Source organism: Streptomyces sp. NPDC048291 (genome assembly GCF_043201715.1).
GTDB lineage: Bacteria > Actinomycetota > Actinomycetes > Streptomycetales > Streptomycetaceae > Streptomyces.
On the sequence record NZ_JBICZC010000001.1, the window covers coordinates 164405 to 188912 of the forward strand.

General features: G+C 70.3%; 21 protein-coding genes. 14 read left to right on the forward strand and 7 right to left on the reverse strand.

Annotated elements, in window-relative coordinates; genetic code table 11:
- Nucleotides 1-59: 59 nt before the first annotated feature.
- Nucleotides 60-1277, reverse strand: coding sequence for an alpha/beta hydrolase (locus ACGF5O_RS00685; protein WP_393807755.1), 1218 nt, complete (start codon nucleotides 1275-1277; stop codon nucleotides 60-62).
- 103 nt (nucleotides 1278-1380) lie between these two features.
- Nucleotides 1381-2007 (reverse strand): TetR family transcriptional regulator, encoded by a 627-nt coding sequence (locus ACGF5O_RS00690; protein WP_393807756.1) that lies wholly within the window; start codon nucleotides 2005-2007, stop codon nucleotides 1381-1383.
- A 66-nt stretch (nucleotides 2008-2073) separates the two neighbouring features.
- On the opposite strand from ACGF5O_RS00690, the gene ACGF5O_RS00695 reads away from it, so the two are divergent.
- Entirely contained in the window at nucleotides 2074-3693 is a 1620-nt protein-coding gene (locus ACGF5O_RS00695; RefSeq protein ID WP_393807757.1) for an MFS transporter, read from the forward strand.
- A 251-nt stretch (nucleotides 3694-3944) separates the two neighbouring features.
- On the opposite strand, the gene ACGF5O_RS00700 is transcribed toward ACGF5O_RS00695, so the two are convergent.
- The gene (locus ACGF5O_RS00700) at nucleotides 3945-4790 is read right to left on the reverse strand and encodes a potassium channel family protein (RefSeq protein WP_393807758.1); all 846 of its coding nucleotides are present in this window, start codon (nucleotides 4788-4790) and stop codon (nucleotides 3945-3947) included.
- 88 nt (nucleotides 4791-4878) lie between these two features.
- Complete coding sequence (gene aceE / locus ACGF5O_RS00705) at nucleotides 4879-7626, reverse strand: pyruvate dehydrogenase (acetyl-transferring), homodimeric type (RefSeq protein WP_393807759.1); 2748 nt, start codon at nucleotides 7624-7626, stop codon at nucleotides 4879-4881.
- A gap of 442 nt (nucleotides 7627-8068) precedes the next feature.
- Between aceE and ACGF5O_RS00710 the strand changes: the two genes are divergently transcribed.
- From ACGF5O_RS00710 to ACGF5O_RS00735, 6 genes are all read left to right on the forward strand, one after another.
- Complete coding sequence (locus ACGF5O_RS00710; RefSeq protein WP_355710888.1) at nucleotides 8069-8506, forward strand: DUF3052 domain-containing protein; 438 nt, start codon at nucleotides 8069-8071, stop codon at nucleotides 8504-8506.
- A gap of 117 nt (nucleotides 8507-8623) precedes the next feature.
- A complete protein-coding gene (locus ACGF5O_RS00715) occupies nucleotides 8624-9082 on the forward strand; it encodes a peroxiredoxin (RefSeq protein ID WP_362598769.1) in 459 nt (152 codons plus the stop codon).
- A 149-nt stretch (nucleotides 9083-9231) separates the two neighbouring features.
- Nucleotides 9232-9807, forward strand: coding sequence for a TerD family protein (locus tag ACGF5O_RS00720; protein ID WP_093503512.1), 576 nt, complete (start codon nucleotides 9232-9234; stop codon nucleotides 9805-9807).
- Between the two features lie 118 nt (nucleotides 9808-9925).
- Nucleotides 9926-10501: a TerD family protein gene (locus tag ACGF5O_RS00725; protein WP_293997730.1), complete on the forward strand. Its 576-nt coding sequence runs from the start codon at nucleotides 9926-9928 to the stop codon at nucleotides 10499-10501.
- A gap of 130 nt (nucleotides 10502-10631) precedes the next feature.
- Nucleotides 10632-11777 (forward strand): DUF475 domain-containing protein, encoded by a 1146-nt coding sequence (locus ACGF5O_RS00730; protein WP_393807760.1) that lies wholly within the window; start codon nucleotides 10632-10634, stop codon nucleotides 11775-11777.
- 119 nt (nucleotides 11778-11896) lie between these two features.
- The gene (locus ACGF5O_RS00735) at nucleotides 11897-12634 is read left to right on the forward strand and encodes a Tellurium resistance (protein WP_393807761.1); all 738 of its coding nucleotides are present in this window, start codon (nucleotides 11897-11899) and stop codon (nucleotides 12632-12634) included.
- 41 nt (nucleotides 12635-12675) lie between these two features.
- On the opposite strand, the gene ACGF5O_RS00740 is transcribed toward ACGF5O_RS00735, so the two are convergent.
- On the reverse strand, nucleotides 12676-13461 hold the full coding sequence (locus ACGF5O_RS00740) for a TerD family protein (protein ID WP_393807762.1): 786 nt from the start codon (nucleotides 13459-13461) through the stop codon (nucleotides 12676-12678).
- Between the two features lie 176 nt (nucleotides 13462-13637).
- On the opposite strand from ACGF5O_RS00740, the gene ACGF5O_RS00745 reads away from it, so the two are divergent.
- From ACGF5O_RS00745 to ACGF5O_RS00755, 3 genes are read left to right on the forward strand one after another with little or no spacing between them, the layout of a single operon-like run.
- On the forward strand, nucleotides 13638-14810 hold the full coding sequence (locus ACGF5O_RS00745; RefSeq protein ID WP_393807763.1) for an HpcH/HpaI aldolase/citrate lyase family protein: 1173 nt from the start codon (nucleotides 13638-13640) through the stop codon (nucleotides 14808-14810).
- 29 nt (nucleotides 14811-14839) lie between these two features.
- Nucleotides 14840-17410, forward strand: coding sequence for a phosphoribosyltransferase (locus ACGF5O_RS00750; RefSeq protein ID WP_393807764.1), 2571 nt, complete (start codon nucleotides 14840-14842; stop codon nucleotides 17408-17410).
- The gene (locus ACGF5O_RS00755; protein ID WP_393807765.1) at nucleotides 17410-18222 is read left to right on the forward strand and encodes an HAD family hydrolase; all 813 of its coding nucleotides are present in this window, start codon (nucleotides 17410-17412) and stop codon (nucleotides 18220-18222) included. The genes ACGF5O_RS00750 and ACGF5O_RS00755 overlap by 1 nt, the downstream gene beginning before the upstream one ends.
- Before the next feature lie 40 nt (nucleotides 18223-18262).
- Here ACGF5O_RS00755 and ACGF5O_RS00760 read toward each other — a convergent pair whose 3' ends face one another.
- Nucleotides 18263-18988 (reverse strand): dienelactone hydrolase family protein, encoded by a 726-nt coding sequence (locus ACGF5O_RS00760; protein ID WP_393807766.1) that lies wholly within the window; start codon nucleotides 18986-18988, stop codon nucleotides 18263-18265.
- A gap of 738 nt (nucleotides 18989-19726) precedes the next feature.
- Between ACGF5O_RS00760 and ACGF5O_RS00765 the strand changes: the two genes are divergently transcribed.
- The 4 genes from ACGF5O_RS00765 to ACGF5O_RS00780 are packed head-to-tail and all read left to right on the forward strand — an operon-like array spanning nucleotide 19727 to nucleotide 23637.
- Complete coding sequence (locus tag ACGF5O_RS00765; RefSeq protein WP_393807767.1) at nucleotides 19727-22240, forward strand: nitrate- and nitrite sensing domain-containing protein; 2514 nt, start codon at nucleotides 19727-19729, stop codon at nucleotides 22238-22240.
- Nucleotides 22237-22674, forward strand: a complete 438-nt coding sequence (locus tag ACGF5O_RS00770; protein ID WP_393807768.1) for a roadblock/LC7 domain-containing protein — start codon at nucleotides 22237-22239, stop codon at nucleotides 22672-22674. Before ACGF5O_RS00765 ends, ACGF5O_RS00770 begins: the two co-directional genes overlap by 4 nt.
- Nucleotides 22671-23045, forward strand: coding sequence for a DUF742 domain-containing protein (locus tag ACGF5O_RS00775; protein ID WP_393807769.1), 375 nt, complete (start codon nucleotides 22671-22673; stop codon nucleotides 23043-23045). Before ACGF5O_RS00770 ends, ACGF5O_RS00775 begins: the two co-directional genes overlap by 4 nt.
- Complete coding sequence (locus tag ACGF5O_RS00780) at nucleotides 23026-23637, forward strand: ATP/GTP-binding protein (protein WP_393807770.1); 612 nt, start codon at nucleotides 23026-23028, stop codon at nucleotides 23635-23637. The genes ACGF5O_RS00775 and ACGF5O_RS00780 overlap by 20 nt, the downstream gene beginning before the upstream one ends.
- A 44-nt stretch (nucleotides 23638-23681) precedes the next feature.
- Here the strand turns inward: ACGF5O_RS00780 and ACGF5O_RS00785 are convergent, their stop codons facing one another.
- Nucleotides 23682-23912 (reverse strand): zinc ribbon domain-containing protein, encoded by a 231-nt coding sequence (locus ACGF5O_RS00785; protein WP_393807771.1) that lies wholly within the window; start codon nucleotides 23910-23912, stop codon nucleotides 23682-23684.
- Between the last annotated feature and the right edge of the window lie 596 nt (nucleotides 23913-24508).

Here is a 24508-nt window from a genome sequence, read left to right on the forward strand (position 1 = left end):
TCGTATGCGGCACGTGCTTCCCAGTCCCATCCCCGCGCATACCGCACTTCCTGCTGTCTCTACGCGCGTCCGGCCATCGACGTGCCGGACAAACCCGCCAGGCACCCGTCATCGTCGTGGGCGCAGGTCACCGCGCCGTATGCGCCGACCCCGACGTCCGCGAGGTTGCGCAGGCTGTCCGTACCCGGCTCGAAGTAGCCGGCGTGTCCCTTCGCGTCGTACGCCGACAGCACCCGGGCGCCGAAGGAGGAGGAGACGGGGTCGGCGCCGTGGCCGAGTCCGCCGAACTCCAGATAGGGGACGTCCTGGATCCAGTCGGAGGCGTCCCGCATCGCCCACACCCGGGCCGGGGTGTCCAGGTGCGAGGCGTTCTCGACCCGCATCCCGGGGCTCGCGGCCACCGCTATGTCGGCCACCCGGTCCGGCATGGCGTGCGCGGCCACCCCGCAGACCACCGAGCCGTAGCTGTGGCAGAACATCGACACCGGCGCCTCGCCGGGCAGTGCCCGCAGCAGCGCGTTGAGGCGTACGGCACCCTGCTCGGCGGCCGTGCCGGTCGCGGCGCCCACGCCGAGCCCGTCGGGCGCGGTGTAGTCGGCCCAGGCGATCACCGCCGTACGGGTCGCGGGACTCGCCGTGCGCTCCTCCCGGTACAGCGCCTTGGCCATGCCGACCGGCGCGCTGTACGGGCGGTTCGTCTTCTGGAAGGTGAGCAGGTCGGTGTCGACGCCGGGGACGACGACGGAGATCCGCTCGGCCTTCGTGAGGTCGCCGAACACCTCCGCGACCCGGCCGCTGCCGTCCGGGTCGAAGGCGAGGATCTGCCGGCCCTTCGCCATCAGCGCCTCGTAACGGTGCATACGACGGCCGGCGTCCTGTTGCCCGGCCGCGCTGAGCCGTGGGTCGTGCATGCGTTTCTTCTCGACGGCACGCTGCTGGTCGAGGGCGATGTCGTTGGCGCGGTAGCGCAGTTCGGCCGGCGCGCCGTTCATGTTGCCCACGGCGAGCGGGTAACGGTGCGCGAGCCGGTCGCGCTCCTGCGCGGTGAGCGACGCGAAGAACCGGGTGAGGAGCGCGGGCGACGCCTCCGGGTCCGGCAGGCGCAGGCCGTGGACGCTGCCGTGCTCCCACTTGGCGAGGGAGGTCTGCAGCGCGGTGGTCTCGCGGTGTGCGCGCAGGGCGGTCCAGCCGGTGGTCGCGAGCATCACGAACACGACGGCCAGGGCGAGCAGCGCGCGCCAGACGTTGAGGGGCGGGGAGGTGTCGAAGGAAGTCACTGGGAGGACACACTAGGAGAACGAAGGGGTCTCGCGGTAACTGAGTGACAGTTATCACGTTTCGGCAAACGTGAGGCTTGTCTCGGGCCCGTGTGATGGGGAGTCAGACCTCGCGCCAGTGCCCGGTGAGCGCCGGTCCCACCTGATCGAGGTACGACGCGGTGAGTTCGCGGATCGCCGCGACGCTGAAGTCGTCGCCGACCGACCAGTGCCGCTCGGTGACCCGGATGACCGCGCCGAACACGGCGACCACGAGCCGGGGCCGGGGGTCGGTGTCCGGGTCGACGCCCTCCCGCTCGGCGACGATCCGCGCGATCTCCTCCTCCGTCTCCGCCTGCCGTCGCAGGCGGGCGGCGAACAGGACCGGGGTCTCCTCGATCAGCTTGTACGTGCGCAGGAACAGCCCGACCGGCACGTACCGCTCGATGGCCTCCTCGATGGTGTCCCAGCTGTCCATGACCGACCGGCGCAGCGCCTCCAGCGGGGGCTCTTCGGGCGGGCGGCGGCGCACCGCCTCGACGTAGTGCTCCTCGGTGAGCCGCGGCACGAAGAACGCGACGTCCTCCTTGCTGGCGAAGTAGCGGAAGAAGGTGCGCTGCGAGACGTCGACGGACGCGGCGATCTCGTCGACGGTGGTGTGTTCGTACCCCTGGGTCACGAAGAGTTCGAGCGCGGACCGCAGGAGCGTGTCCCGGGTGCGCTGTTTCTTGCGTTCGCGCAGCGTTTCCATGCCTGACAGTTACTGACTACTGAAATTGTTTGTCAACTGTCAGTGGCTGTCATTAGCCTCGAACGCATGACTAGTCAGACCACGATCGACACGACGGGGTCGGGGGACAAGGCACCGGCGGCCCTGCCGGACCGGCCGCCGGCCCCGGGCCTGCGCGGCCACCCCTGGTTCACCCTGATAACCGTCGCCGTCGGGGTCATGATGGTCGCCCTCGACGGCACCATCGTGGCCATCGCCAACCCCGCGATCCAGAAGGACCTCGGCGCCACCTTCGCCCAGGTCCAGTGGATCACCAACGGTTACTTCCTCGCCCTCGCGGTCTCCCTGATCACCGCGGGCAAGCTCGGCGACCGCTTCGGCCACCGGCAGACGTTCCTGATCGGCGTCGTCGGCTTCGCCGCGGCCTCCGGGGCCATCGGCCTCTCGGACAGCATCGGTCTGGTCGTCACCTTCCGCGTCTTCCAGGGCCTGTTCGGCGCGCTGCTGATGCCGGCCGCGCTCGGCCTGCTGCGGGCCACCTTCCCGGCCGAGAAGCTCAACATGGCGATCGGCATCTGGGGCATGGTCATCGGCGCCTCCACCGCGGGCGGCCCGATCCTCGGCGGTGTGCTGGTCCAGCACGTCAGCTGGCAGTCGGTGTTCTTCATCAACGTGCCGGTCGGCGCGATCGCCCTGGTCCTCGGCGTGGTGATGCTGCTCGACCACCGCGCGGAGAACGCACCGCGCTCCTTCGACCTGCTCGGCATCGGCCTGCTCTCCGGCGCGATGTTCTGCCTGGTCTGGGCGCTCATCAAGGCGCCGAGCTGGGGCTGGGGCGACGGCAAGACGTGGACGTTCATCGCCGCGTCGGTGCTGGGCTTCGCCCTCTTCTCCTTCTGGGAGACGCGGGTCAAGGAACCGCTCATCCCGCTCGGCCTGTTCCGCTCCGTCCCGCTCTCGGCGGGCGTGGTCCTGATGGTCCTGATGGCCATCGCCTTCATGGGCGGCCTGTTCTTCGTGACGTTCTACCTCCAGAACGTGCACGGCATGGACCCGGTCGACGCCGGCCTCCACCTGCTTCCGCTCACCGGCATGATGATCGTCGGCTCGCCGCTGGCCGGCGCCGCGATCACCAAGCTCGGCCCGCGCATCCCGCTGGCCGGCGGCATGGCGGCCACCGCGATCGCCATGTACGGCATGTCCACGCTGAAGGCGGACACCGGCAGCGCGCTGATGTCCCTGTGGTTCGCCCTGCTCGGTCTCGGGCTCGCGCCGGTCATGGTCGGCGCCACCGAGGTCATCGTCGGCAACGCGCCGATGGAGCTCTCCGGTGTGGCCGGCGGTCTCCAGCAGGCCGCGATGCAGATCGGCGGCAGCCTCGGTACGGCCGTGCTCGGCGCCGTGATGGCCTCCAAGGTCGACGGCGACCTGCCGGGCAACTGGGCCGCCGCGGGGCTGCCGAAGCTGACCGACGCGCAGCTGGCGCAGGCCTCCGAGGCCGTCCAGGTCGGGGTCGCGCCGGTCGCCAAGGGGACGCCCGCGGAGATCGCCGCGAAGATCTCCGACGTCGCCCACGACACGTTCATCTCCGGCATGAGCCTCGCCTCGCTCGTCGCGGCGGGGGTGGCGGCGGTCGCGATCCTGGTCGCGCTGTTCACCAAGCGCGGCGAGAACGCGGGCGCGGATGCCGGCGTGGGCCACATCTGACGCTTCTCCGGGCGGAGTTCACCTATCAGGGTGACTCCGCTAAAGATTCCTCGCCCTCGGCAGGCGCCGCAGGTCACAGTGGGTCACGTCCTCCGCAGGGCATGCGAGGACAGTCGGACCGCGGCGCGCTGCCGGAGGGGGGCAGCGCGCGGGCGGGCCCGCGGGGCGGGTGGGACCGCGGGGCGCCGTTGCAGCCCGCGGGCCGGTGGGGGTTGCTCGCGCAGTTCCCCGCGCCCCTTACGGGGCACGTCCTAGCTGCGGGCAGTAGTGCCTCCCCCAGTGCCCGAAAGGCCTGGAGGGACCCCCGGGCGGCACGGGTGGGCGCAGCGGCACCCGGCAAGCGCCGGTGAGCGCACCCCGCCCCCCGCGCCCACGCCCTCGCGCAGGGCGACGACCTCCGCCCGCAGCGCCCGCACTTCCTCGGTCAGCATCCCGATCGCCTCCGTCTGCCGCCGCTCCTCCACGTCGTCCTTCTCGAACCGCGCGATGAACCACGTCGCTATGTTCGCCGTCACCACACCCAGCAGGGCGATCCCGGAGAGCATCAGGCCCACCGCGATCATCCGGCCCAGCCCGGTCGTCGGCGCGTGGTCCCCGTACCCCACCGTCGTCATCGTCGTGAACGACCACCACAGGGCGTCACCCAGCGTCCGGATGTTCCCGTTCGGCGAGTCGCGTTCCACCGACAGGACGGCCAGCGAGCCGAACATGAGCAGGCCGACGACCGCGCCGACGACATACGTGGTCAGCCGGATCTGCGAGGCCATCCGCGCCCGCCGCCCCACCAGCATCAGCGTCGCGACGAGCCGCAGCAGCCGCAGCGGCTGGAGCAGCGGCAGCACCACCGCGCACAGGTCTATCCAGTGCGTCCGCACGAACTCCTTGCGCCGGGGCGCGAGGGCCAGCCGTATCAGGTAGTCCACGGCGAAGGAGCCCCACACCACCCACTCCGCCACCGTGCACGCGGCGGTCAGGACATGCCCCGCGGAACCGTCCACGATCGGCAGCGCGTAGGCGACGGCGAAGACCACCGCCAGCGCCAGCAACGGCCGCTGGGTCACCTGCTCCCAACGAGCCTGCGCTGTTTGTTGCTTCATACCGGCATCGTAAAGAGACGGCGAAGGCCGGTGGGACGCGTCCGCGCCCCACCGGCCCGCAGTTGCCCACCGGCCTCCTCGCGGAGCGCTACGCGTCGCCGCCCGCCGCGCCCGGGTGCGCCGCCGTGACGTCCAGCAGCTGGTACCGGTCGATGGCCTGCTTCAGTACGGAGCGGTCGAGCTTGCCCTCACGGGCCAGCTCGGTCAGCACCGCGACCACGATCGACTGCGCGTCGATGTGGAAGAACCGGCGCGCCGCGCCCCGTGTGTCGGCGAAGCCGAAGCCGTCGGCACCCAGCGACTGGTACGTGCCCGGCACCCACCGCGCGATCTGGTCCGGCACCGACCGCATCCAGTCGGACACGGCCACGAACGGACCCTCGGCGCCGCTCAGCTTCTGCGTCACCCACGGCGTCCGCTGCTCCTCCTCCGGATGCAGCAGGTTGTGCCGCTCGCAGGCCACGGCCTCGCGCCGCAGCTCGTTCCAGGAGGTGGCGGACCAGACGTCGGCCTTGACGTTCCAGTCCTCGGCGAGGATCTTCTGCGCCTCGATCGCCCACGGCACCGCCACGCCCGAGGCCATGATCTGCGCCGGGATGGTGCCCGCCGTGCCCGCGCTGATCCGGTGGACGCCCTTGAGGATGCCCTCGACGTCCACGTCGGCCGGCTCGGCCGGGTGCTGGATCGGCTCGTTGTAGACGGTCAGGTAGTAGAAGACGTCCTCGCCGTGCGGGTGCTCGGCGTCGCCGCCGTACATCCGGCGCAGGCCGTCCTGGACGATGTGCGCGATCTCGTACGCGTACGCCGGGTCGTAGGCCACGCATCCCGGGTTCGTCGAGGCGAGCAGCTGGGAGTGGCCGTCGGCGTGCTGGAGGCCCTCACCGGTCAGGGTCGTACGTCCGGCGGTCGCGCCCAGGACGAAACCGCGCGCCAGTTGGTCGGCCATCTGCCAGAACTGGTCGCCGGTGCGCTGGAAACCGAACATCGAGTAGAAGACGTAGACCGGGATGAGCGGCTCGCCGTGCGTCGCGTAGGCCGAGCCCGCCGCGATCAGGGAGGCCGTGCAGCCGGCCTCGGAGATGCCGTCGTGCAGCATCTGGCCGGTCGGCGACTCCTTGTAGGCGAGCAGCAGGTCGCGGTCGACCGCCTCGTACTGCTGGCCGAGCGGGTTGTAGATCTTCGCACTCGGGAAGAAGGAGTCCATGCCGAAGGTGCGGTACTCGTCCGGCGCGATCAGGACGAACCGGCGGCCGATCTCCTTGTCCCGCATGAGGTCCTTGAGGAGCCGGACGAAGGCCATCGTGGTCGCGATCGACTGCTGGCCCGTGCCCTTCTTCACGGTCGCGTACGTCTTGTCGTCGGGCAGCGCGAGCGGCTTGGAGCGTACGACGCGGGTCGGGACGTAGCCGCCCAGGCCCTTGCGCCGGTCGTGCATGTACTGGATCTCCTCCGAGTTCCGGCCCGGGTGGTAGTACGGCGGCAGGCCGGACTCCAGCTCCCGGTCGGAGATCGGCAGGTGCAGGCGGTCCCGGAAGCCCTTGAGGTCGGCGACCGTCAGCTTCTTCATCTGGTGCGTGGCGTTGCGGCCCTCGAAGTTCGGGCCCAGCGTCCAGCCCTTGATCGTCTTGGCCAGGATGACCGTCGGCTGGCCCCGGTGCTCGGTGGCCGCCTTGAACGCCGCGTAGATCTTGCGGTGGTCGTGGCCGCCGCGGCCCAGGTGCAGGATCTGGTCGTCGGTCATGTGCTGGACCATCGCGCGCAGCCGCTGGTCGTCGCCGAAGAAGTGATCGCGGATGTACGCGCCGGACTCGGTGGCGTAGGTCTGGAACTGACCGTCCGGGGTCGTGTTCATCTTGTTGACGAGGACGCCGTCGCGGTCCTGGGCGAGCAGCGGGTCCCAGGTGCGGTCCCAGACCAGCTTGATCACGTTCCAGCCGGCGCCCCGGAAGACCGACTCCAGCTCCTGGATGATCTTCCCGTTGCCGCGCACCGGGCCGTCGAGCCGCTGCAGGTTGCAGTTGACGACGAAGGTGAGGTTGTCCAGGCCCTCGCGGGCGGCGATGGACAGCTGGCCGAGTGACTCCGGCTCGTCCATCTCGCCGTCGCCGAGGAACGCCCAGACGTGCGACTTGGAGGTGTCGGCGATCCCGCGCGCGTGCATGTAGCGGTTCATCCGCGCCTGGTAGATCGCGCCGATCGGGCCGAGGCCCATCGAGACGGTCGGGAACTCCCAGAAGCCCGGCATCGAGCGCGGGTGCGGGTAGCTGGAGAGGCCGTCCGGGTACTTCGACTTCTCCTGGCGGAAGCCGTCCAGCTGGGCCTCGCCGAGCCGGTCGAGCAGGAAGGCGCGCGCGTAGATGCCGGGGGAGGCGTGCCCCTGGAAGAAGACCTGGTCGCCGCCGAGGCCGTCGTCCTTGCCGCGGAAGAAGTGGTTGAAGCCGACGTCGTAGAGGGACGCGGAGGACGCGAAGGTGGCGATGTGGCCGCCGACGCCGATGCCCGGACGCTGGGCGCGGGAGACCATCACCGCGGCGTTCCAGCGGGTCGCGTTCAGGACCTTGCGCTCGATCTCCTCGTTGCCCGGGAAGAACGGCTCCGCGCGCGTGGGGATCGTGTTGACGTAGTCCGTGCTGCGCATCTCGGGCACCGCGACGCGCCGCTCGCGGGCGCGCTCGATCAGGCGGAGCATCAGATAGCGGGCCCGCTCCCGGCCGCGCTCGTCCACGGCGGCGTCGAGCGAGTCGAGCCACTCCTGGGTTTCCTCGGGATCGAAGTCAGGAACCTGACTCGGAAGGCCGCCAATGATGATCGGGTTGCGATCGGATCCGGAAGCCACGCTGTTCCTTACCTGTCAGAGGGGCACTGATTCGCTGTTTTGACTGTTTCGCCTGTTTTCCCGGTTTTTCCCTGCGTTTTGCCTGCGCCGCTGTCCATCGTCCACCCCGGGGCGGCGCTCGTCATCTCTACCGTGAGGTAACTCGGGACCGGCCAAAACGCAACGATACGCCCGGGGTGTGACGCGCTTGGCATACTCGTTCGACCGCCGTATGTGAGGATGATTCCGAAAGGCATATAGCGGGCAAAAGGGAGTGGTGTGTGTCACGCCCGTCCGCGATACGGTGCCGGGAGTTGCGGCGACACGGCCGGGATCGTCACCGTTTCGGCGGTCCGAACGGCCGGGTACTTGCGCGATCCGTCCCGCCCGTGTGGACTACGGCCAATGCTTCGCGCACGCGCGTGGCTGAGTTCATCACCAAGACATGATCAGGAGGCAACCCGTGAGCGCGACCGCGGACCACGCGGAGGAGCGGACCACCCCTGCCGTCAGGCTGGGGTTCCAGCCAGACCAGGTGGTCCAGGAGATCGGCTTCGACGACGACGTCGACCAGGAGCTCCGCGAGTCCATCGAAGAGACCATCGGCAGCGAGCTGATGGACGAGGACTACGACGACGTGGCAGACGCCGTGGTGCTCTGGTTCCGTGAGGATGACGGCGACCTGACGGACGCGCTGGTCGACGCCCTCGGCTACCTCGAAGAGGGTGGCTCGATCCTGCTGCTGACGCCGAAGACCGGCCGCGACGGCTACGTCGAGCCGAGCGACATCGGCGAGGCGGTCACGACCGCCGGCCTCTCGCAGACCAAGAGCGTCAGCGTGGGCAAGGACTGGAACGGCAGCCGGCTGAACACGCCGAAGGGTGCCGCCAAGAAGCGCTGAGCCGCACCGGTGGACGGACCGGGCACCGGTCCGTCCACCGGCCTGCCGTGATCGCCGCGCAGGAGTCGCCGCATAGGGTGTCCTCACCCGAACAGCCCCTGACGAAGGGATGCAGCGATGGCGATCCAGGTCGGCGACAAGGCGCCCGACTTCGAGCTCAAGGACAACCACGGCCGGGCCGTGAAGCTGTCCGACTTCCGCGGCGAGAAGAACGTGGTGGTGCTCTTCTACCCGTTCGCCTTCACCGGCGTGTGCACCGGCGAGCTGTGCGAGCTGCGCGACAACCTGCCGAAGTTCGAGGACCGCGACACCCAGCTGCTGGCGGTCTCCAACGACTCCATCCACACCCTGCGCGTCTTCGCCGAGCAGGAGGGCCTGGAGTACCCGCTGCTCAGCGACTTCTGGCCGCACGGCGAGACCTCCCGCGCCTACGGCGTCTTCGACGAGGCCAAGGGCTGCGCCGTGCGCGGCACCTTCGTCATCGACAAGGAGGGCGTCGTGCGCTGGACCGTGGTCAACGGCCTGCCGGACGCCCGTGACCTGAACGAGTACGTGACGGCGCTCGACACACTGTGACCCCTAAGGGTCCGCATGGCCGACACCCCGTGATTCTTCGGGGTCCAGGGCCTGCGTGCGACGGGAACCCGTCACTAGGATCGAGTCGTTGATCCGGTATCCGAAGCACGACGGGGCTCCCCGCCCCTGGACACACATAGGGAGGACTCGTGGGAGTCAGCCTCAGCAAGGGCGGCAACGTATCGCTGACGAAGGAGGCCCCCGGCCTGACCGCGGTCCTCGTCGGTCTGGGCTGGGACGTCCGGACCACCACCGGCACCGACTTCGACCTGGACGCCAGCGCCCTGCTGCTGAACTCGGCGGGCAAGGTCGCCAGCGACCAGAACTTCGTCTTCTTCAACAACCTCAAGAGCCCCGACGGCTCGGTCGAGCACACCGGTGACAACCTCACCGGTGAGGGCGAGGGCGACGACGAGGTGATCAAGGTCAACCTGGCCACGGTCCCCGCGGACGTCGACAAGATCGTCTTCCCGGTGTCGATCTACGACGCCGACAACCGCCAGCAGTCCTTCGGGCAGGTCCGCAACGCGTTCATCCGCGTGGTCAACCAGGCCGGCGGTGCCGAGATCGCCCGCTACGACCTGTCCGAGGACGCCTCGACCGAGACCGCGATGGTCTTCGGCGAGCTCTACCGCAACGGCGCCGAGTGGAAGTTCCGTGCCATCGGCCAGGGCTACGCCTCCGGCCTGCGCGGCATCGCCCAGGATTTCGGCGTCAACGTCTGAGCCAGGTGGACGCCCCAGGGGCGTTCGAAAGTCCGCTCTGTCCGGCGCCGCACCGTTTACGGTCGGCGCCGGACGTGCAGGACAACCGGAGAAACACCGCTAGGGGAGGACCAGCATCATGGGCGTCACGCTCGCCAAGGGGGGCAATGTCTCCCTCTCGAAGGCCGCACCGAACCTCACCAACGTCATGATCGGACTCGGCTGGGACGCCCGCTCCACCACCGGCGCCCCCTTCGACCTGGACGCCAGCGCGTTGCTGTGCCAGGGCGGGCGGGTCCTCGGCGACGAGTGGTTCGTCTTCTACAACCAGCTCAAGAGCCCGGAGGGCTCCGTGGAGCACACCGGCGACAACCTCACCGGCGAGGGCGAGGGGGACGACGAATCGATTCTGGTCGACCTGCCCAAGGTGCCGGACACCTGCGACAAGATCGTGTTCCCGGTCTCGATCCACATGGCCGACGAGCGCGGCCAGACCTTCGGCCAGGTCTCCAACGCCTTCATCCGGGTCGTCAACCAGGCCGACGGCCAGGAGCTCGCCCGCTACGACCTGTCCGAGGACGCCTCCACCGAGACCGCCATGATCTTCGGCGAGCTCTACCGCTACCAGGGCGAATGGAAGTTCCGCGCCGTCGGCCAGGGCTACGCCTCGGGCCTGCGCGGCATCGCGCTCGACTTCGGTGTGAACGTCTCCTAGCACGTTCTCCGTCCGGATGTAGGGACCGCCCCACCCGTAGGACACCGGCGCCCTCTACACTTCGTGGTCAACAGTAGGTAAAGCCGAGTACGGCGCGAGCGAGACCCGTACACACAAGATTGGGTAGCCAGTGCTTCTGAAAACCTTCGGCTGGTCGTTCGCGATCACCGCTCTCGGCCTGGTCGCCGCGGTCTTCTACGGGGGGTGGGAGGCCTTCGGCATCGTGGCGATCCTCGCCGTCCTGGAGATCTCCCTGTCGTTCGACAACGCGGTCGTCAACGCCGGAATCCTGAAGAAGATGAACGCCTTCTGGCAGAAGATCTTCCTCACGGTCGGCGTTCTCATCGCGGTCTTCGGCATGCGGCTGGTCTTCCCGGTCGTCATCGTCGCGGTCACCGCCAAGATGGGGCCCATCGAGGCCGTCGACCTCGCGCTCAACAACAAGGACCGCTACCAGGAGCTCGTCACCGACGCCCACCCGGCGATCGCCGCCTTCGGTGGCATGTTCCTGCTCATGATCTTCCTCGACTTCATCTTCGAGGACCGCGACATCCAGTGGCTGCGCTGGATCGAGCGCCCGCTCGCCAAGCTCGGCAAGGTCGACATGCTGGCGGTCTGCATCGCCCTGATCGTCCTGCTGATCACCGCCTTCACCTTCGCCACCCACGCCCACCAGCACGGCGGCGGCCACACGGACAAGGCGCAGACGGTCCTGATCGCCGGTATCGCCGGCCTGATCACGTACATGATCGTCGGCGGTCTCTCCGGGTTCTTCGAGGACCGCCTCGAAGCCGAGGAGGAACGCGAGCACGAGGAGGAGGAAGAGGCCGAGCGCGCCGGCAAGAAGAAGTCGCCCGTGCTGCTGGCAGGCCAGGCCGCGTTCTTCATGTTCCTCTACCTGGAGGTCCTGGACGCGTCCTTCTCCTTCGACGGCGTGATCGGCGCCTTCGCCATCACCAACGACATCGTCCTCATGGCCCTCGGCCTCGGCATCGGCGCCATGTACGTCCGTTCGCTCACCGTGTACCTGGTCCGCCAGGGCACCCTGGACGACTACGTCTACCTGGAGCACGGCGCCCACTACGCGATCGGCGCGCTGGCCGTGATCCTGATGGTCACCATCCAGTACCAGATCAACGAGGTCATCACCGGTCTCGTCGGCGTCGTCCTGATCGGCTGGTCGTTCTGGTCCTCCGTACGACGCAACCAGCGGCTCGCGGAAGCCGAGGGAAACGCGGGATCGAACGACAAGACTGAGGTCCCGTCCGGGGTCTGACCCGGCACGCCGGGCCGAAAACGGAGGGTGTGACGCCCTCCTGGACGAGGAACGCTCTGATGGGGGCGGCCGACGGGTCGGCCGCCCCCAGGCGTTTTCGGGAGTTACTGGGGGCGGGAATGGGTTTCTTCGACGGGCTGCTGGGCGGCAGGGCGGCCGAGTTCGACTCGGGCAGCGCGGCGTCCAACTCCATCGAGCTCACCAGGCGGCACCAGCAGGTGTCCCTCACCAAGCAGGGCGCGGCCACCGGCAACCTGCGGGTCAACCTGAGCTGGCGGATGCGGACGTCCGACTTCGACGGGGAGCAGCGGGAGAGCCTCTTCCGGCACCCCTTCAAGGCGCTCAGGCCGCCGGAGGTGATCGGGCACGGGCAGAGCATGGTCAACGTCGACCTCGACCTCGGGGCGCTCTACGAGCTGTCCGACGGGACGAAGGGCGTCGTCCAGCCGCTCGGCGGCCTGCTCGGGGACGTGAACGCACCGCCGTACGTCAAGCTCAGCGGCGACGACCGGTTCGGGTCGGCGTCCGGCGAGACGATGTACGTCAACCTCGACCACCGGGACGACATCAAGCGGCTGCTGGTGTTCGTGTACATCTACGACCAGACCCCGGCGTTCGACCGCACCCACGCGATCGTCACGCTCTACCCGAGCAACGGGCCGCGGATCGAGATAGGCCTCGACGAACGGCATCCGCAGGCCCGGTCGTGCGCGGTGGTGATGATCGAGAACGTGAAGGGCGAGCTGGTCGTCCGGCGCGAGGTGAAGTTCGTGTACGGCTTCCAGGGGGAGCTCGACCGGTTGTACGGGTGGGGCCTGCAGTGGGGGCGGGGTTACAAGACGAAGGCGGACAGGTAGGCCCCCCACGGGGGCGCGCCCCTAAAAGCAGGTCGGCATCCTCAGCGCCCGATGAACTGCGGGCCCTGCGGAGGCAGCCGGAAGTCCGCGTTCGGGACCGTCGCCACCGGGATCGGGGCCGGCGGGGGGTAGCCGTAGCCCGACTGGGGCGGTTGCTGGGTGTAGGCGGGCTGCGGGTAGGCGTAGGTGGCCGGCTGGGGGTAGCCGTAGGCCGGCTGGGTGGGGACCGAGGTCGGCTGCTCCGGCGGGAGCGGCAGGGACGCCGAGGGCTCCTCCATCGGCTCGGACTCGTCCACCGAGATGCCGAAGTCCGTGGCCAGCCCCTTGAGGCCGTTGCTGTAGCCCTCGCCGAGCGCGCGGAACTTCCAGCCCTCGCCCCTGCGGTACAGCTCGCCGCAGATCATGGCGGTCTCGGCGCCGGTCTCCGGATTGATGTCGAAGTGGGCCAGCGGTTCGGCGTCCGGCGCCGCGGCGTCGTACAGCAGGATGCGCAGGGCGGGTACGTGTTCGAACGGGACACCGTCCGCCGACGCGACCAGGAGGATTCGGCCGACGTTGGACTCGACAGCGGGGAGATCTGTCTGGATCGTGTCGGTGAGGCCCTCGGCCACCCGTTTCTTGCCGAGCCGCCAGACCTTCCCGGAAGGGTGCCGGGGCTGGTTGTAGAAGACGAAGTCCTCGTCGGAGCGCACACGTCCGTCGGGGCCGAGGAGCAGCGCCGAGGCGTCGACGTCCGGAACCCCCTGCCCGGGCGTCCAGCGCAGCACGGCCCGGACCGTGGTGGCTTCCACGGGGACGTTGGACCCCTTCAGCATCGCGTGCGTCATGCGGTCATCCTGCCCTCTCGGTCCTGGTCACGACAACGCGGGGGGCTTCGCGACCGACACAGGCGGGTTACCTGAAATTCATGCCCGGCGGGAACCCCGGACATGGCTTTGTACGTACTATTACCGGCCACCCTTTACCAATTTCACAGGCTAGGCCCACGCCACGGGGGAGTTCTATGCGTCATTTCGGGCACATCGCACCTGAGGTGCGGCAGCGCCTCTTCCACCAGGAGCCGTGCGAGTTCACCGCCGACTCCCCGGCCCGGCTGCTCTCCGCGGCCCTGGGTGCCACGCTGTACAGCCCGGCCACCCGGCCGCGGCTCGCCGACGACATCGTCAAACAGGCGGCACTCGGCGTGGTCTCGATGGTGCTGTGCCTGGAGGACTCCATCGGCGACGAGGACGTGGTGGCCGGTGAGGAGAACCTCGTCCGGCAGTTCGCCGACCTCGCCGGGCGGGAGCGGGCCGGTGCGGAGCTCCCGCTGCTCTTCATCCGGGTGCGGGAGCCCGAGCAGATCTCCGACCTGGTACGACGGCTGGGCGCGAACGTGTCGCTGCTGTCCGGATTCGTGTTCCCGAAATTCACCGAGGAGCGCGGCATCCCCTTCCTGCAGGCCCTGGACGGCGCCGCGCTGAGCAGCGGGCGCCGGCTGTTCGGCATGCCGGTCCTGGAGACGCCCGAGCTGATGTACCGGGAGACGCGCGTGGACGCCCTGGAGGGCATCGCCCGCGCCGTCGACAAGTACCGCGACAAGGTGCTGGCGCTGCGCCTCGGGGTGACCGACTTCTGCTCGTCCTACGGGCTGCGCCGGGCCCCCGACATGACCGCCTACGACGTGCAGATCATCGCCTCCGTCATCGCCGACGTGGTGAACATGCTGGGCCGGGCCGACGGCACCGGCTTCACGGTGACCGGGCCGGTCTGGGAGTACTTCCGGGTCCCCGAGCGCATGTTCAAGCCGATGCTGCGGACCAGCCCCTTCCTGGAGGAGCAGGCCGTGGAACTGCGCAACCGGCTCATCGAGCACGCCATGGACGGCCTGCTGAGGGAGATCTCCCTCGACCAGGCCAACGGGCTGCTCGGCAAGACCTGCATCCACCCGTCCCACGTCATCCCCGTGCACGCGCTGTCCGTGGTCAGTCACGAGGAGTTCTCCGACGCCCAGGACATCCTGCGGCCGGAACGCGGTGGCGGGGGTGTACTTCGCTCGGCGTACACGAACAAGATGAACGAGGTGAAGCCGCACCGCGCCTGGGCCGAGCGGACCATGCTCCGCGCCGAGGTGTTCGGCGTGGCCAACGAGGACGTCGGCTTCGTGGAGCTGCTCGCCGCCGGGATACCGGCTTGACGGGCGCTACGGGACGACACAGGGAACCCATGAACATCGCAGCGAACAACGGGGTCTGGTCCGGCAGCTGGGTCGCCGAGCGGCTCGGCGTCGAACTCGTCGGCGACGACGGCCTGACGGCCCTTCTCGGCCTCGCCCTGCGCCGCAACCCCAGACGGGCCCACCTCCTCGTCTCCAACGTGCTCGGCAAACACGTACCGCAGTCGCCGTCCGTGGTGTACGGGCATGGCTTCGCCCTCGGCCGACGGGTACGGGACCTGCTCGGTGAGGGGGAGGCCGGGCAGGCGGTCGTCCTGGGCTACGCCGAGACGGCCACCGGCCTCGGGCACGCGGTGGCCGACGGAATCGGCCTCGCCCCGTATCTCCACTCCACGCGCCGGCCGGTCGCCGGGGTGACCCCGGCCGGCGGCTTCGAGGAGTCCCACTCCCACGCGACGTCCCACCTGCTGCTCCCCGAGGACCCCGCCCTGCTCTCCGGCGACGGCCCCCTGGTCCTCGTCGACGACGAGTTCTCCACCGGCAACACGGTCCTGAACACGATCAGGGACCTGCACGCCCGTTATCCGCGGAAACGTTACGTCGTGGTGGCGTTGGTCGATATGCGGTCGGCGGCGGACGCGGGTCGGCTGACATCGTTCGCCGAGGAGATCGGCGCCAGGGTGGACCTGCTGGCGGCGGCTTCGGGGACGGTGAAGCTGCCCGAGGGCGTGCTGGAAAAGGGGCAGGAGCTGGTGGCGCGGTACGAGGGGGGTGCCGCGCCAGGTGCTTCGTCGTCTGCGGGAGCGTCGGGGCCGGTCGCGCAGTTCCCCGCGCCCCCAGGGGGTTCAGGGCAGTCCCCTCAAGGGGCGCGGGGAACTGCGCGACCAGCCCCCGCCCAGCCGCAGGCACCCGACGACCGCACCACCCCTCACCTCACCCGCATCGACCTGCACTGGCCGCACGGCCTCCCCGACGGCGGACGGCACGGATTCACCCCGGCCCACCGGATACGCCTCGAATCGGCTCTCCCCCTGATGGCGGCCCGGGTCGCCGAAGCCCTGCCCCCCGGGGCCCGCCGCGTGCTCACGCTCGGCTTCGAGGAGCTGATGTACACGCCCCTCAGGGTCGCCCGCGAGCTGGAGGCCCTGGTCGCCGCCGAGGTGCGGTACTCCACCACCACCCGCTCACCCGTCCTGGCCGTCGACGACCCCGGCTACGCCATCCGCAGCCGCCTCGTCTTCCCGGCCCACGACAACCCCGCCGACGGCCCCGGCGAGCGCTACGCGTACAACGTGGCGGGCGCCGGCTTCGACGCCGTCGTCCTGTTCGTCGACTCGGTGGGCGACACCCCCGAACTGCACGCACCCGGCGGCCTCCTCGACCGGCTCGGCGCGCATGCCCCGCACGTCCTGCTCGCGGTTGTACCGTCGTACGTCCCCGCGCTACCCGAAGAGAGCCCCGCCATGCTGCCCGAGCCCCTCCGCGGCCCCGCCTTCTCCTCGTACCCGGCGGAGGACGTCGGCTGGCTGCTCCAGGACCTCTCGGAGGTCACGCTGGAGGCGCCGACCGAGGAGCGCGAGGAGGCGATCCAGAGCGGCGGCGCGCACTACGCCGAGTCGCTGCCGGTGGAGTACCAGCCGAGCGAGCAGTACCAGGCGCTGTTCCACGCCGCCCTGGAGACCTCGGCGGCGCGGATCGCGCAGGCGGTCGGCGTCGTCACCGAGACCGTGCTGGCCGAGCGGTCGCCGCGCCCGGTGCTGGTGTCGCTGGCCCGCGCCGGCACCCCGGTGGGCGTGCTGATGCGCCGCTGGGCGCAGTTCCGGTACGGCCTCGACCTGCCGCACTACGCGGTGTCGATCGTGCGCGGCCGCGGCATCGACGCCAACGCGCTGCGCTGGCTGGCCGCGCACCACGACCCCCGGGACGTCGTCTTCGTGGACGGCTGGACGGGGAAGGGCGCGATCACCCGGGAACTCGCCGACGCGGTCGAGGAGTTCGAGGCGCGGGAGGGGGTGAGCGGCTTCGATCCGGAGATCGCGGTGCTCGCCGACCCGGGGTCGTGCGTGCGGACGTACGGCACCCGGGAGGACTTCCTGATCCCCTCCGCCTGCCTCAACTCGACCGTCTCCGGGCTGATCTCGCGGACCGTGCTGCGCGCGGACCTGGTCGGTCCCGACGACTTCCACGGCGCGAAGTTCTACCGCGAACTGGCCGGCGCCGACGTGTCGGTGGCCTTCCTGGACGCCGTCGTGGCACGGTTCGCCGAGGTGGCCGAGTCCGTGGACGCGGCCGTGAAGGAGCTGGCCGTCACCGACCGCACGCCGACCTGGGAGGGCTGGGCGGCCGTCGAGCGGATCAGCGAGGAGTACGGCATCCACGACGTGAACCTCGTCAAGCCGGGCGTCGGCGAGACCACCCGGGTGCTGCTGCGCCGGGTGCCCTGGAAGATCCTGGCGCGGGCCGGGGCGGGCGCCGACCTGGACCATGTGCGGCTGCTCGCGGAGCAGAGAGGGGTAGCGGTGGAGGAGGTCGGCGAACTGCCGTACACCTGTGTCGGGTTGATCCACCCGAAGTACACGCGTGGGGCGACCGGCGCCGACGGCCGGGCGGTGAACGTCTGATGGCGGTGCTCGTCGCGAGCGACCTCGACCGTACGCTCATCTACTCGGCCGGTGCCCTGGCGCTGACCATGCCGGACGCGCGGGCGCCCCGGCTGCTCTGCGTCGAGGTGCACGAGGCCAGGCCGCTGTCGTACCTGACGGAGACGGCCGCGCAGTTGCTGACCGAGCTGGGGGACACGGCCGTCTTCGTGCCGACGACCACGCGGACCCGCAAGCAGTACGAGCGGATCAACCTGCCGGGGCCCGCGCCGCGGTACGCCATCTGCGCCAACGGCGGGCATCTGCTGGTCGACGGGGTGTCCGACGCGGACTGGCACGGACGGGTGCTGGCGCGGCTGGCGGACGAGTGCGCGCCGCTGGAGGAGGTCCGCGCGTACCTGGCCGAACACGCCGATCCGCTGTGGCTGCGCAAGCTGCGGGTGGCCGAGGACCTGTTCGCCTACCTGGTCGTGGAGCGGGAGTTGCTGCCCGAGGAGTGGGTGAAGAGCCTCGCGGTGTGGGCGGAGAACCGCGGCTGGACGGTGTCGTTGCAGGGCCGGAAGATCTACGCCGTGCCGAAGCCGCTGACGAAGAGCGCGGCCATGCGGGAGGTCGCGCGCCGGACCGGGGCCGAGCTGACGCTGGCCGCCGGTGACTCCCTGCTCGACGCCGACCTGCTGCTGGCCACGGACCGCGGCTGGCGGCCGGGACACGGCGAGTTGGCCGACGCAGGGTGGACCGGCCCGGCCATCACGGCGCTGCCGGAGCGAGGAGTGCTCGCCGGCGAGCGAATCCTACGGGAGTTCCTGAAGGCGGTCCGTACGGCGGGCTAGGGACTGTCCCTTGGCGGTCGGCTCCGGAAGTCCTTCCAGCTCACTGCGTCACGGGCAGGCACTCGGCGAGCAGGTCGACGACGTCGCGCCAGGCCCGCTGCGCGTGCCGTGGGTGGTAGCCGACGCCGGGGACCACGGGCTGGTCGACCGGCGGGTGGTGGAAGGCGTGCAAGGCGCCGCCGTAGACCACGAGGCGCCAGTCGACGCCCGCGGCCTGCATCTCGGCGGTGAACGCGTCCCGTTGGGCGGGCGGCATGATCGGGTCCTCCGAACCGACCCCGGCCCACACCGGGCAGCGGATGCGTGCCGCCTCGCCGGGCCGGCCCGTGGTCAGTGCGTTGACCGTCCCGATCACGCGCAGGTCGACGCCGTCGCGCCCGAGTTCCAGCCCGATGGCGCCCCCGGTGCCGTAGCCGACGGCGGCGATCCGGTCGGGGTCGCTCCGCGGTTCGGCGCGCAACACGTCGAGCGCCGCGTGGCCGATGCCCCGCATCCGGTCGGGGTCGGCGAGCAGCGGCAGGCAACGGGCCAGCATCTCCTCGGGGTCGCCCAAGTAGCGCCCGCCGTGGAGGTCGAAGGCCAGCACCACGTATCCCAGCTCGGCGAGCGCATCGGCCCGGCGGCGCTCGACGTCGCTGAGCCCCGGGCCCTCTGGTCCGAGCAGCACCGCGGGCCGGCGGTCGCCACCGGCCGGGAGCGCGAGGTGCCCGGTCATCGTCAGACCGTCGGCCGGGTACCGAACCGTGCGCGTGGTGATCGTCGTCATGAGACTGGACGGTAGTGATCGCCGAGCCCGGTCGGACCGGCGTTCTGCCACCGGCAGAACGGCACGGGCGCCCTTCCGGACTGCGGCGCCGGCTCACAGGATCCGTCGGTCGCTCCGGTGACCGGGATGCGTCGTGAGTACATCTCGATGCTTCCCCGGTTCGCGGGTCCGGTCTTTTCGACCGAGCGCCCCAATCTTCTCGGTCGAATCGCCGTGACTTCCGTCGAGGAGTTGTGGCGGGTTGGTGCAGGAGAGGGAAAGGGCTTTCGAGTCTCCGGTGGATTGTGATCTGCGTCACACATGGCGGGGGTGGCGGATGCGGCCTCCAGGGGCCGTGCGGGTCGGTCCGTCGGTGCGCGGGGGTGCTGGATTCGTCGCCTCACCATGCGTAATCAGCCGAGGCGCAACGGTGAGGGAGAGATTCCGGATGAAGGGGCGTCAGAAATATCTACGCGCATAGTGTACTGACTGTCCTAAACAGTCGTCACCACATACTTGTGCACCAGCTTGACCGTGCTGCGCATGGTCGGTTTCATGCTTACCTCAGCCGCCTGACGGGGCGGACGACCCGCCCGTACACGTCCCTCCGCGCTCCACTCATCTCCCGGCCTCCGTCGGCATGTTCGGCATGCCCGCGACGCAGTGCGCGCCTCCCTTCCGGAAAGGAAAGCTCCCGGTGCTCCAGCTCCATGCCGCAGACCGCTTCCGCCTCCGCTCCGCCTTCCGTAGGCGGGCGAAGTGAGCAGGCACCGGGGGAAGGCCGTACGGACGAGGCCGAACACCGGCCCGGGCCGCAGCATCCGTGCCTCGTTGATCTCGCTCGCGCTGGTTCCGGCGGTGGCGATGGTCCTGCTCTGGTTCAGCGGTTCGGCCGTGCTGTTCAACCAATGGCGTCAGGCAGGCCACGTCGGGGACGCGGCGAAGACGACGTACGCGCTGGTACCGGGAGTCGGCGAGTTCCAGAAGGAACGGCAGCTGACGGTGCTCCTGCTGTCGCCGCACGGCAGCGGCCGGCGTGCCGCGCTGGTCGCCCAGCGCGCCCGCACCGACCGCGTCCTCGCCGCCTTCCGCAAGGCGGACGCCGCCTCCGCCGGTGAGGGATCGGGCGAGTACCAGGACCAGTTGGCGACCGTCCGGAAGCGGCTGGACGCCCTGACCTCGGAACGGGCCACCGTCGACCGCGGGAAGGCCGACCGGCGGCACGCCTACGAGGTGTACTCGGAGACGATCCAGTCGGTGCTGAACCTCTTCGGAACGCTGAGCACCGACAACGGCAGCGGGGCCACGGCGGCGGAGGCCGCGCACGCCCTGTCGTTCCTGCGGGCGACCGAGGCGCTCGCGGGGGAGCGTGCCGTCCTGGACGCGGCCGCGGCCGGCGGCCGGTTGAGCGTCGAGGAGCGGACAACCCTGGCCGCCGAGGCCGCCGTTCGCGGCTCCATCCTCACCAACGAGGTCGCTCCCTATCTGCCGGCCGAGCTGCGGCAGGGGCTGGAGAAGACCATGGACGGCCGCGACTGGGCCGAGTTGAGCGCCTTCGAGTCGGCTCTTCCCACGGCGGCCGAAGGCGGCGGCGACAGCATCGAGGTGCCCCGCCTGACGTCAGCCCGCGCCGCCGCGCCGAGCCGCGTCTTCACCGAGGTCCAGGACGTGGAGAACCAGTACCTGGCCCAGGTCACCCAGAACAACGTGGACCGCAACAACGAACTGCGGGACCGGGTAATGGCCGGCAGCGCCCTCGCGCTGCTCGCGGTGTTCGCGGTCGCCGTGCTGTCCTGGCGCATCACGCGGTCGCTCATCGGGCGGATGACCGCACTGCGCGAGGCGACCCTCGATCTGGCCCAGGAACGGCTCCCCGAACTGATCGACGGACTGCGCACCGACAGCAAGCACGTCGGCCCCGACGACCTGCCCGAACTCGACTACGGCGGCGACGAACTGGGCAAGGTCGCGGAGGCCTTCAACAGCGCCCAGCGGATCGCGGTGAGCGTCGCCCTGGAGCAGGCCGAGCTGCGCGAGGGCGCCCGGACGGTGTTCCTCAACATGTCCCGCCGCATCCAGATCCTGGTGCACCGGCAGCTCACGGTCATCGACGGCATGGAACGCAAGGAGCAGGACCCCCAGCTCCTCGCCGACCTCTACCGCGTCGACCACCTGGCCACCCGGATGCGCCGCAACGCGGAGAGCCTGACGGTCCTGTCCGGTTCGGCCCCCCGGCGCCGCTGGAAGCAGGCCGTGTCCCTCGCGGACCTGCTGCGCAGCGCGGTGTCCGAGATCGAGGGCTACACGAGGGTGGTGGTCGAGCCGATGCCGGCCGTCGCCGTGACCGGCCCGGCGGTCGGCGACACCATCCACCTCATGGCGGAACTCATCGAGAACGGCGTGACGTTCTCGCCCCCGCACACCGAAGTCCGGGTCCGCGCCCTGCCGGTGGCCCAGGGATACGCCGTCGAGGTGGAGGACCGCGGCCTGGGGCTGGCGCAGGAGGAGTACGAGGCCGCCAACGTCCTGCTGCACGAACCCAAGGACTTCAGCATCACCTCGCTGGGCGAGGACCCGCGCCTGGGGCTGTTCACCGTCGGGCATCTCGCCAAGCGGCACGGCATCAAGGCCAGCCTGCAGCCTTCGTCCTACGGCGGATCGCTGGCCGTCGTCATCCTGCCGCACAGCCTGACCGAGCCGGCCGCCGACCTTCCGCCGATGACGCTGGACCCACGGGCGGAACGCCATCTGGCCTCGGTCGACAGCGCGCCGCCGGAGGAGTCGACGATCGCCGGCATGCCGAGGCGGACCCGCACGGTGACTCAGGCCCCGGCCCCGGCCTCTGCGCCCGCTCCGGCCCCGGCTCCGCCCCCCGCTCCGGCCCCGGCTCGGGCCTCCGCCCGGGTATGGACGCAGGCCGCGCCCGGCGCGACTCCGCCCGGCGCGACCCCGCCCGGCGGGACCCGGTCCGGCACGGCCGCGGCGGGCCCGGCGCGCACCGGCGGACCGAGCCGGCTCCCGCGCCGGGTCCGGCTGGCCAACCTCGCTCCCCAGCTTCGGGAGCGGCACGAGGAACAGCCGGACCACGGCCCGGGACGGGCGGCGGAGGAGCGCCGCCCGGAACAGGCCCGCTCGATGCTCGCGGCACTCCGGGACGGCACCCGGCGAGCCCGCGCCCAGGACGAGGTGCCCGCACCGGACTGGCCCCTGCCCCCGTCCCACCAGCGCCCGTTGCCCACCCGCACCAGTCCGACAAGGAACACCACCCCATGACACGAACGAACACCGCGCGCGAAGGCCTGTCCTGGCTTCTGGACAACCTGATCGACCGCATCCCGGAGACCCGGCACGCGATCGTGCTCTCGGAGGACGGTCTGCTGGTCGGTTCCTCGGCCGGACTCGCCAGGGCCGACGCCGAGCAGCTCGCGGCCATCGCCTCGGGCGTCCACTCCCTGGCCCAGGGCACCAGCCGCCACTTCGGCGGCGGCCGGGTCCAGCAGACGGTCATCGAGATGGACGACCTGTTCCTCTTCGTCACCACGGCCGGGGGCGGCGCCCGGCTCGCGGTGCTCGCCACCTCGGAGGTGGACGTCGGCAACGTCGGCTACGAGATGACGATGCTGGTACGGCAGGTCGGCCAGTACCTCAGCGCCGCCCCCCGGGTTCCCCAGTACACCGGCGGTCCACATACGGGGGAGCATGAATGAGGCATTGGTCCGAGGAAGACCCGTGGGCGGATGACGACCCCGGCCGACTCATCCGCCCCTACACCGTGACCGGCGGCCGTACCCGCTCCGCCCGCGCCGACATCGACCTGATCGCGCTGATCAGCACCGTCCGGCCGCCCACCCGTGCCCAGCGGCTCCAGCCCGAACAGCACCGGCTGCTCGCGCTGTGCCGCAGGCCGACGGCGCTGGTGGAGGTCTCGGCCTGCCTCGACCTGCCCGTCTCGGTCGTACGCATCCTGCTGGGCGACCTTCTCGACACCGCGCTCGTCTCCGTTTCCGCACCCCCGGCGGCCGGTACCCCCGACGCCCGCTTCCTTCAGGCAGTGATCGATGGCATACGAAGACTCTGACCTCACCGCGGTCTCGCCCGACGCGGCGACGGCCAAGATCCTCATCGCCGGCGGCTTCGGCGTCGGGAAGACCACTCTCGTCGGCACCATCAGCGAGACGGAGCCCCTGCGCACCGAGGAGCTGATCACCGAGGCGAGCGTGGGCGTGGACGACCTGGCCGGCGTGGAGCGCAAGACCACCACGACCGTCGCCATGGACTTCGGCCGTATCACCCTGAGCACGGCCCTCGTCGTCTACCTCTTCGGGGCACCCGGACAGGACCGGTTCTGGTTCATGTGGGACGACCTGTCCCGCGGCGCCCTCGGAGCCGTCGTGCTGGCCGACACCCGGCGCCTGGACAGCTGCTTCCCCTCCGTCGACTTCTTCGAGCACCGCGGCATCCCCTTCGCCGTCGGCGTCAACTGCTTCGACGGCATGTGCGACGAGGACCCCGAGGACATCCGCGCGGCGCTCGACCTCCCGCGCGAGGTACCGCTCGTGCTCTGTGACGCAAGGGACCGGGAGTCGGTGAAGCGCGTGCTGCTCGCCCTCCTCGAACACGTGATGCGGGGCCTGGCCGCCGAGGCCTCGGCGGACGTCGCCTGGAGGTGACCGTCGCCCGAGGTGACCGTCGTCGAGCAGGCGGGAGAGCCGGGCTAGCCGCAGCAGCCGCCGCCGCAACAACCCCCGCCGGAGCCGGAGCCGGAGCCGGAACCGGAGCCGGCGGCGGACGCGGACGACGTACCCCCGACCGCCACGGTCGACAAGAGCTTTACCGTGTCCTGATGTCCCTCCGGGCATGCTGCCGGAGCCGATGACTCGGCCATGGGGCGGGACAGTTCGAATGTGTCGCCGCAGGTGCGGCAGCGGTACTCGTAGCGGGGCATGAGGGACAGGCTAGCGGCAGCGATGCGGGAGTGATGGGCATCACTGCACCTCAGAATTTCATGAGTGTTCCTTTCTGTCCGATACTTGTGCGGAGATATTGAAAAGATCGCTGATAATTTGAGCTGGCCGCGAGGAGCCAAAAGACCGGGGGAAGAGGGGGGCTCGTAGCGCCGCGCCCACCGCGGCGCTGCCACCCGTCGTGTCTACCCGCGCGCGCAAGACCGAGTGCGAGGGGAGACGCAGTCGTGACGGACGCAACGGAGCGGACGGGCGACCCGGAGGAGGGCCATGACCAGGCCGGATCCCGGGATCGAAAGCCGTTCGAGCCGGACGCGACGCTGCATCTGAAGGTTGACGGCCTACGCGCGGAGCATGCTCTGTGGCAGAAGGGCGACGACGCTCAGCGTGCACAGGAGGTCGCACGGCAGAAGGCGGAGGCTCTGTGGAACGAGCTGCACGCCCTGCGGGCCGCGGACGCCGACGCCGCGAAGGCGGGCGAGAGCAAGGGGGGCATCCCGGAGCCCCGGGAGGGCGCCCGGCGGAACAAGCCGGACCTGCCGGTGCACGACGAGACCCTGCTTCTGAAGGTGGACGC

Bases quoted from the DNA above. Each gene is read 5' to 3' on its own strand.
- ACGF5O_RS00695 (WP_393807757.1), top strand. From the start codon at position 2,074: ATGACTAGTCAGACCACGATCGACACGACGGGGTCGGGGGACAAGGCA.
- ACGF5O_RS00715 (WP_362598769.1), top strand. From the start codon at position 8,624: ATGGCGATCCAGGTCGGCGACAAGGCGCCCGACTTCGAGCTCAAGGAC.
- ACGF5O_RS00780 (WP_393807770.1), top strand. From the start codon at position 23,026: ATGGCATACGAAGACTCTGACCTCACCGCGGTCTCGCCCGACGCGGCG.
- ACGF5O_RS00745 (WP_393807763.1), top strand. From the start codon at position 13,638: ATGCGTCATTTCGGGCACATCGCACCTGAGGTGCGGCAGCGCCTCTTC.
- ACGF5O_RS00755 (WP_393807765.1), top strand. From the start codon at position 17,410: ATGGCGGTGCTCGTCGCGAGCGACCTCGACCGTACGCTCATCTACTCG.
- ACGF5O_RS00690 (WP_393807756.1), bottom strand. From the start codon at position 2,007: ATGGAAACGCTGCGCGAACGCAAGAAACAGCGCACCCGGGACACGCTC.
- ACGF5O_RS00770 (WP_393807768.1), top strand. From the start codon at position 22,237: ATGACACGAACGAACACCGCGCGCGAAGGCCTGTCCTGGCTTCTGGAC.
- ACGF5O_RS00700 (WP_393807758.1), bottom strand. From the start codon at position 4,790: ATGAAGCAACAAACAGCGCAGGCTCGTTGGGAGCAGGTGACCCAGCGG.
- ACGF5O_RS00740 (WP_393807762.1), bottom strand. From the start codon at position 13,461: ATGACGCACGCGATGCTGAAGGGGTCCAACGTCCCCGTGGAAGCCACC.
- ACGF5O_RS00750 (WP_393807764.1), top strand. From the start codon at position 14,840: ATGAACATCGCAGCGAACAACGGGGTCTGGTCCGGCAGCTGGGTCGCC.
- ACGF5O_RS00775 (WP_393807769.1), top strand. From the start codon at position 22,671: ATGAGGCATTGGTCCGAGGAAGACCCGTGGGCGGATGACGACCCCGGC.
- ACGF5O_RS00785 (WP_393807771.1), bottom strand. From the start codon at position 23,912: ATGCCCCGCTACGAGTACCGCTGCCGCACCTGCGGCGACACATTCGAA.
- ACGF5O_RS00760 (WP_393807766.1), bottom strand. From the start codon at position 18,988: ATGACGACGATCACCACGCGCACGGTTCGGTACCCGGCCGACGGTCTG.
- ACGF5O_RS00725 (WP_293997730.1), top strand. From the start codon at position 9,926: ATGGGCGTCACGCTCGCCAAGGGGGGCAATGTCTCCCTCTCGAAGGCC.
- ACGF5O_RS00735 (WP_393807761.1), top strand. From the start codon at position 11,897: ATGGGTTTCTTCGACGGGCTGCTGGGCGGCAGGGCGGCCGAGTTCGAC.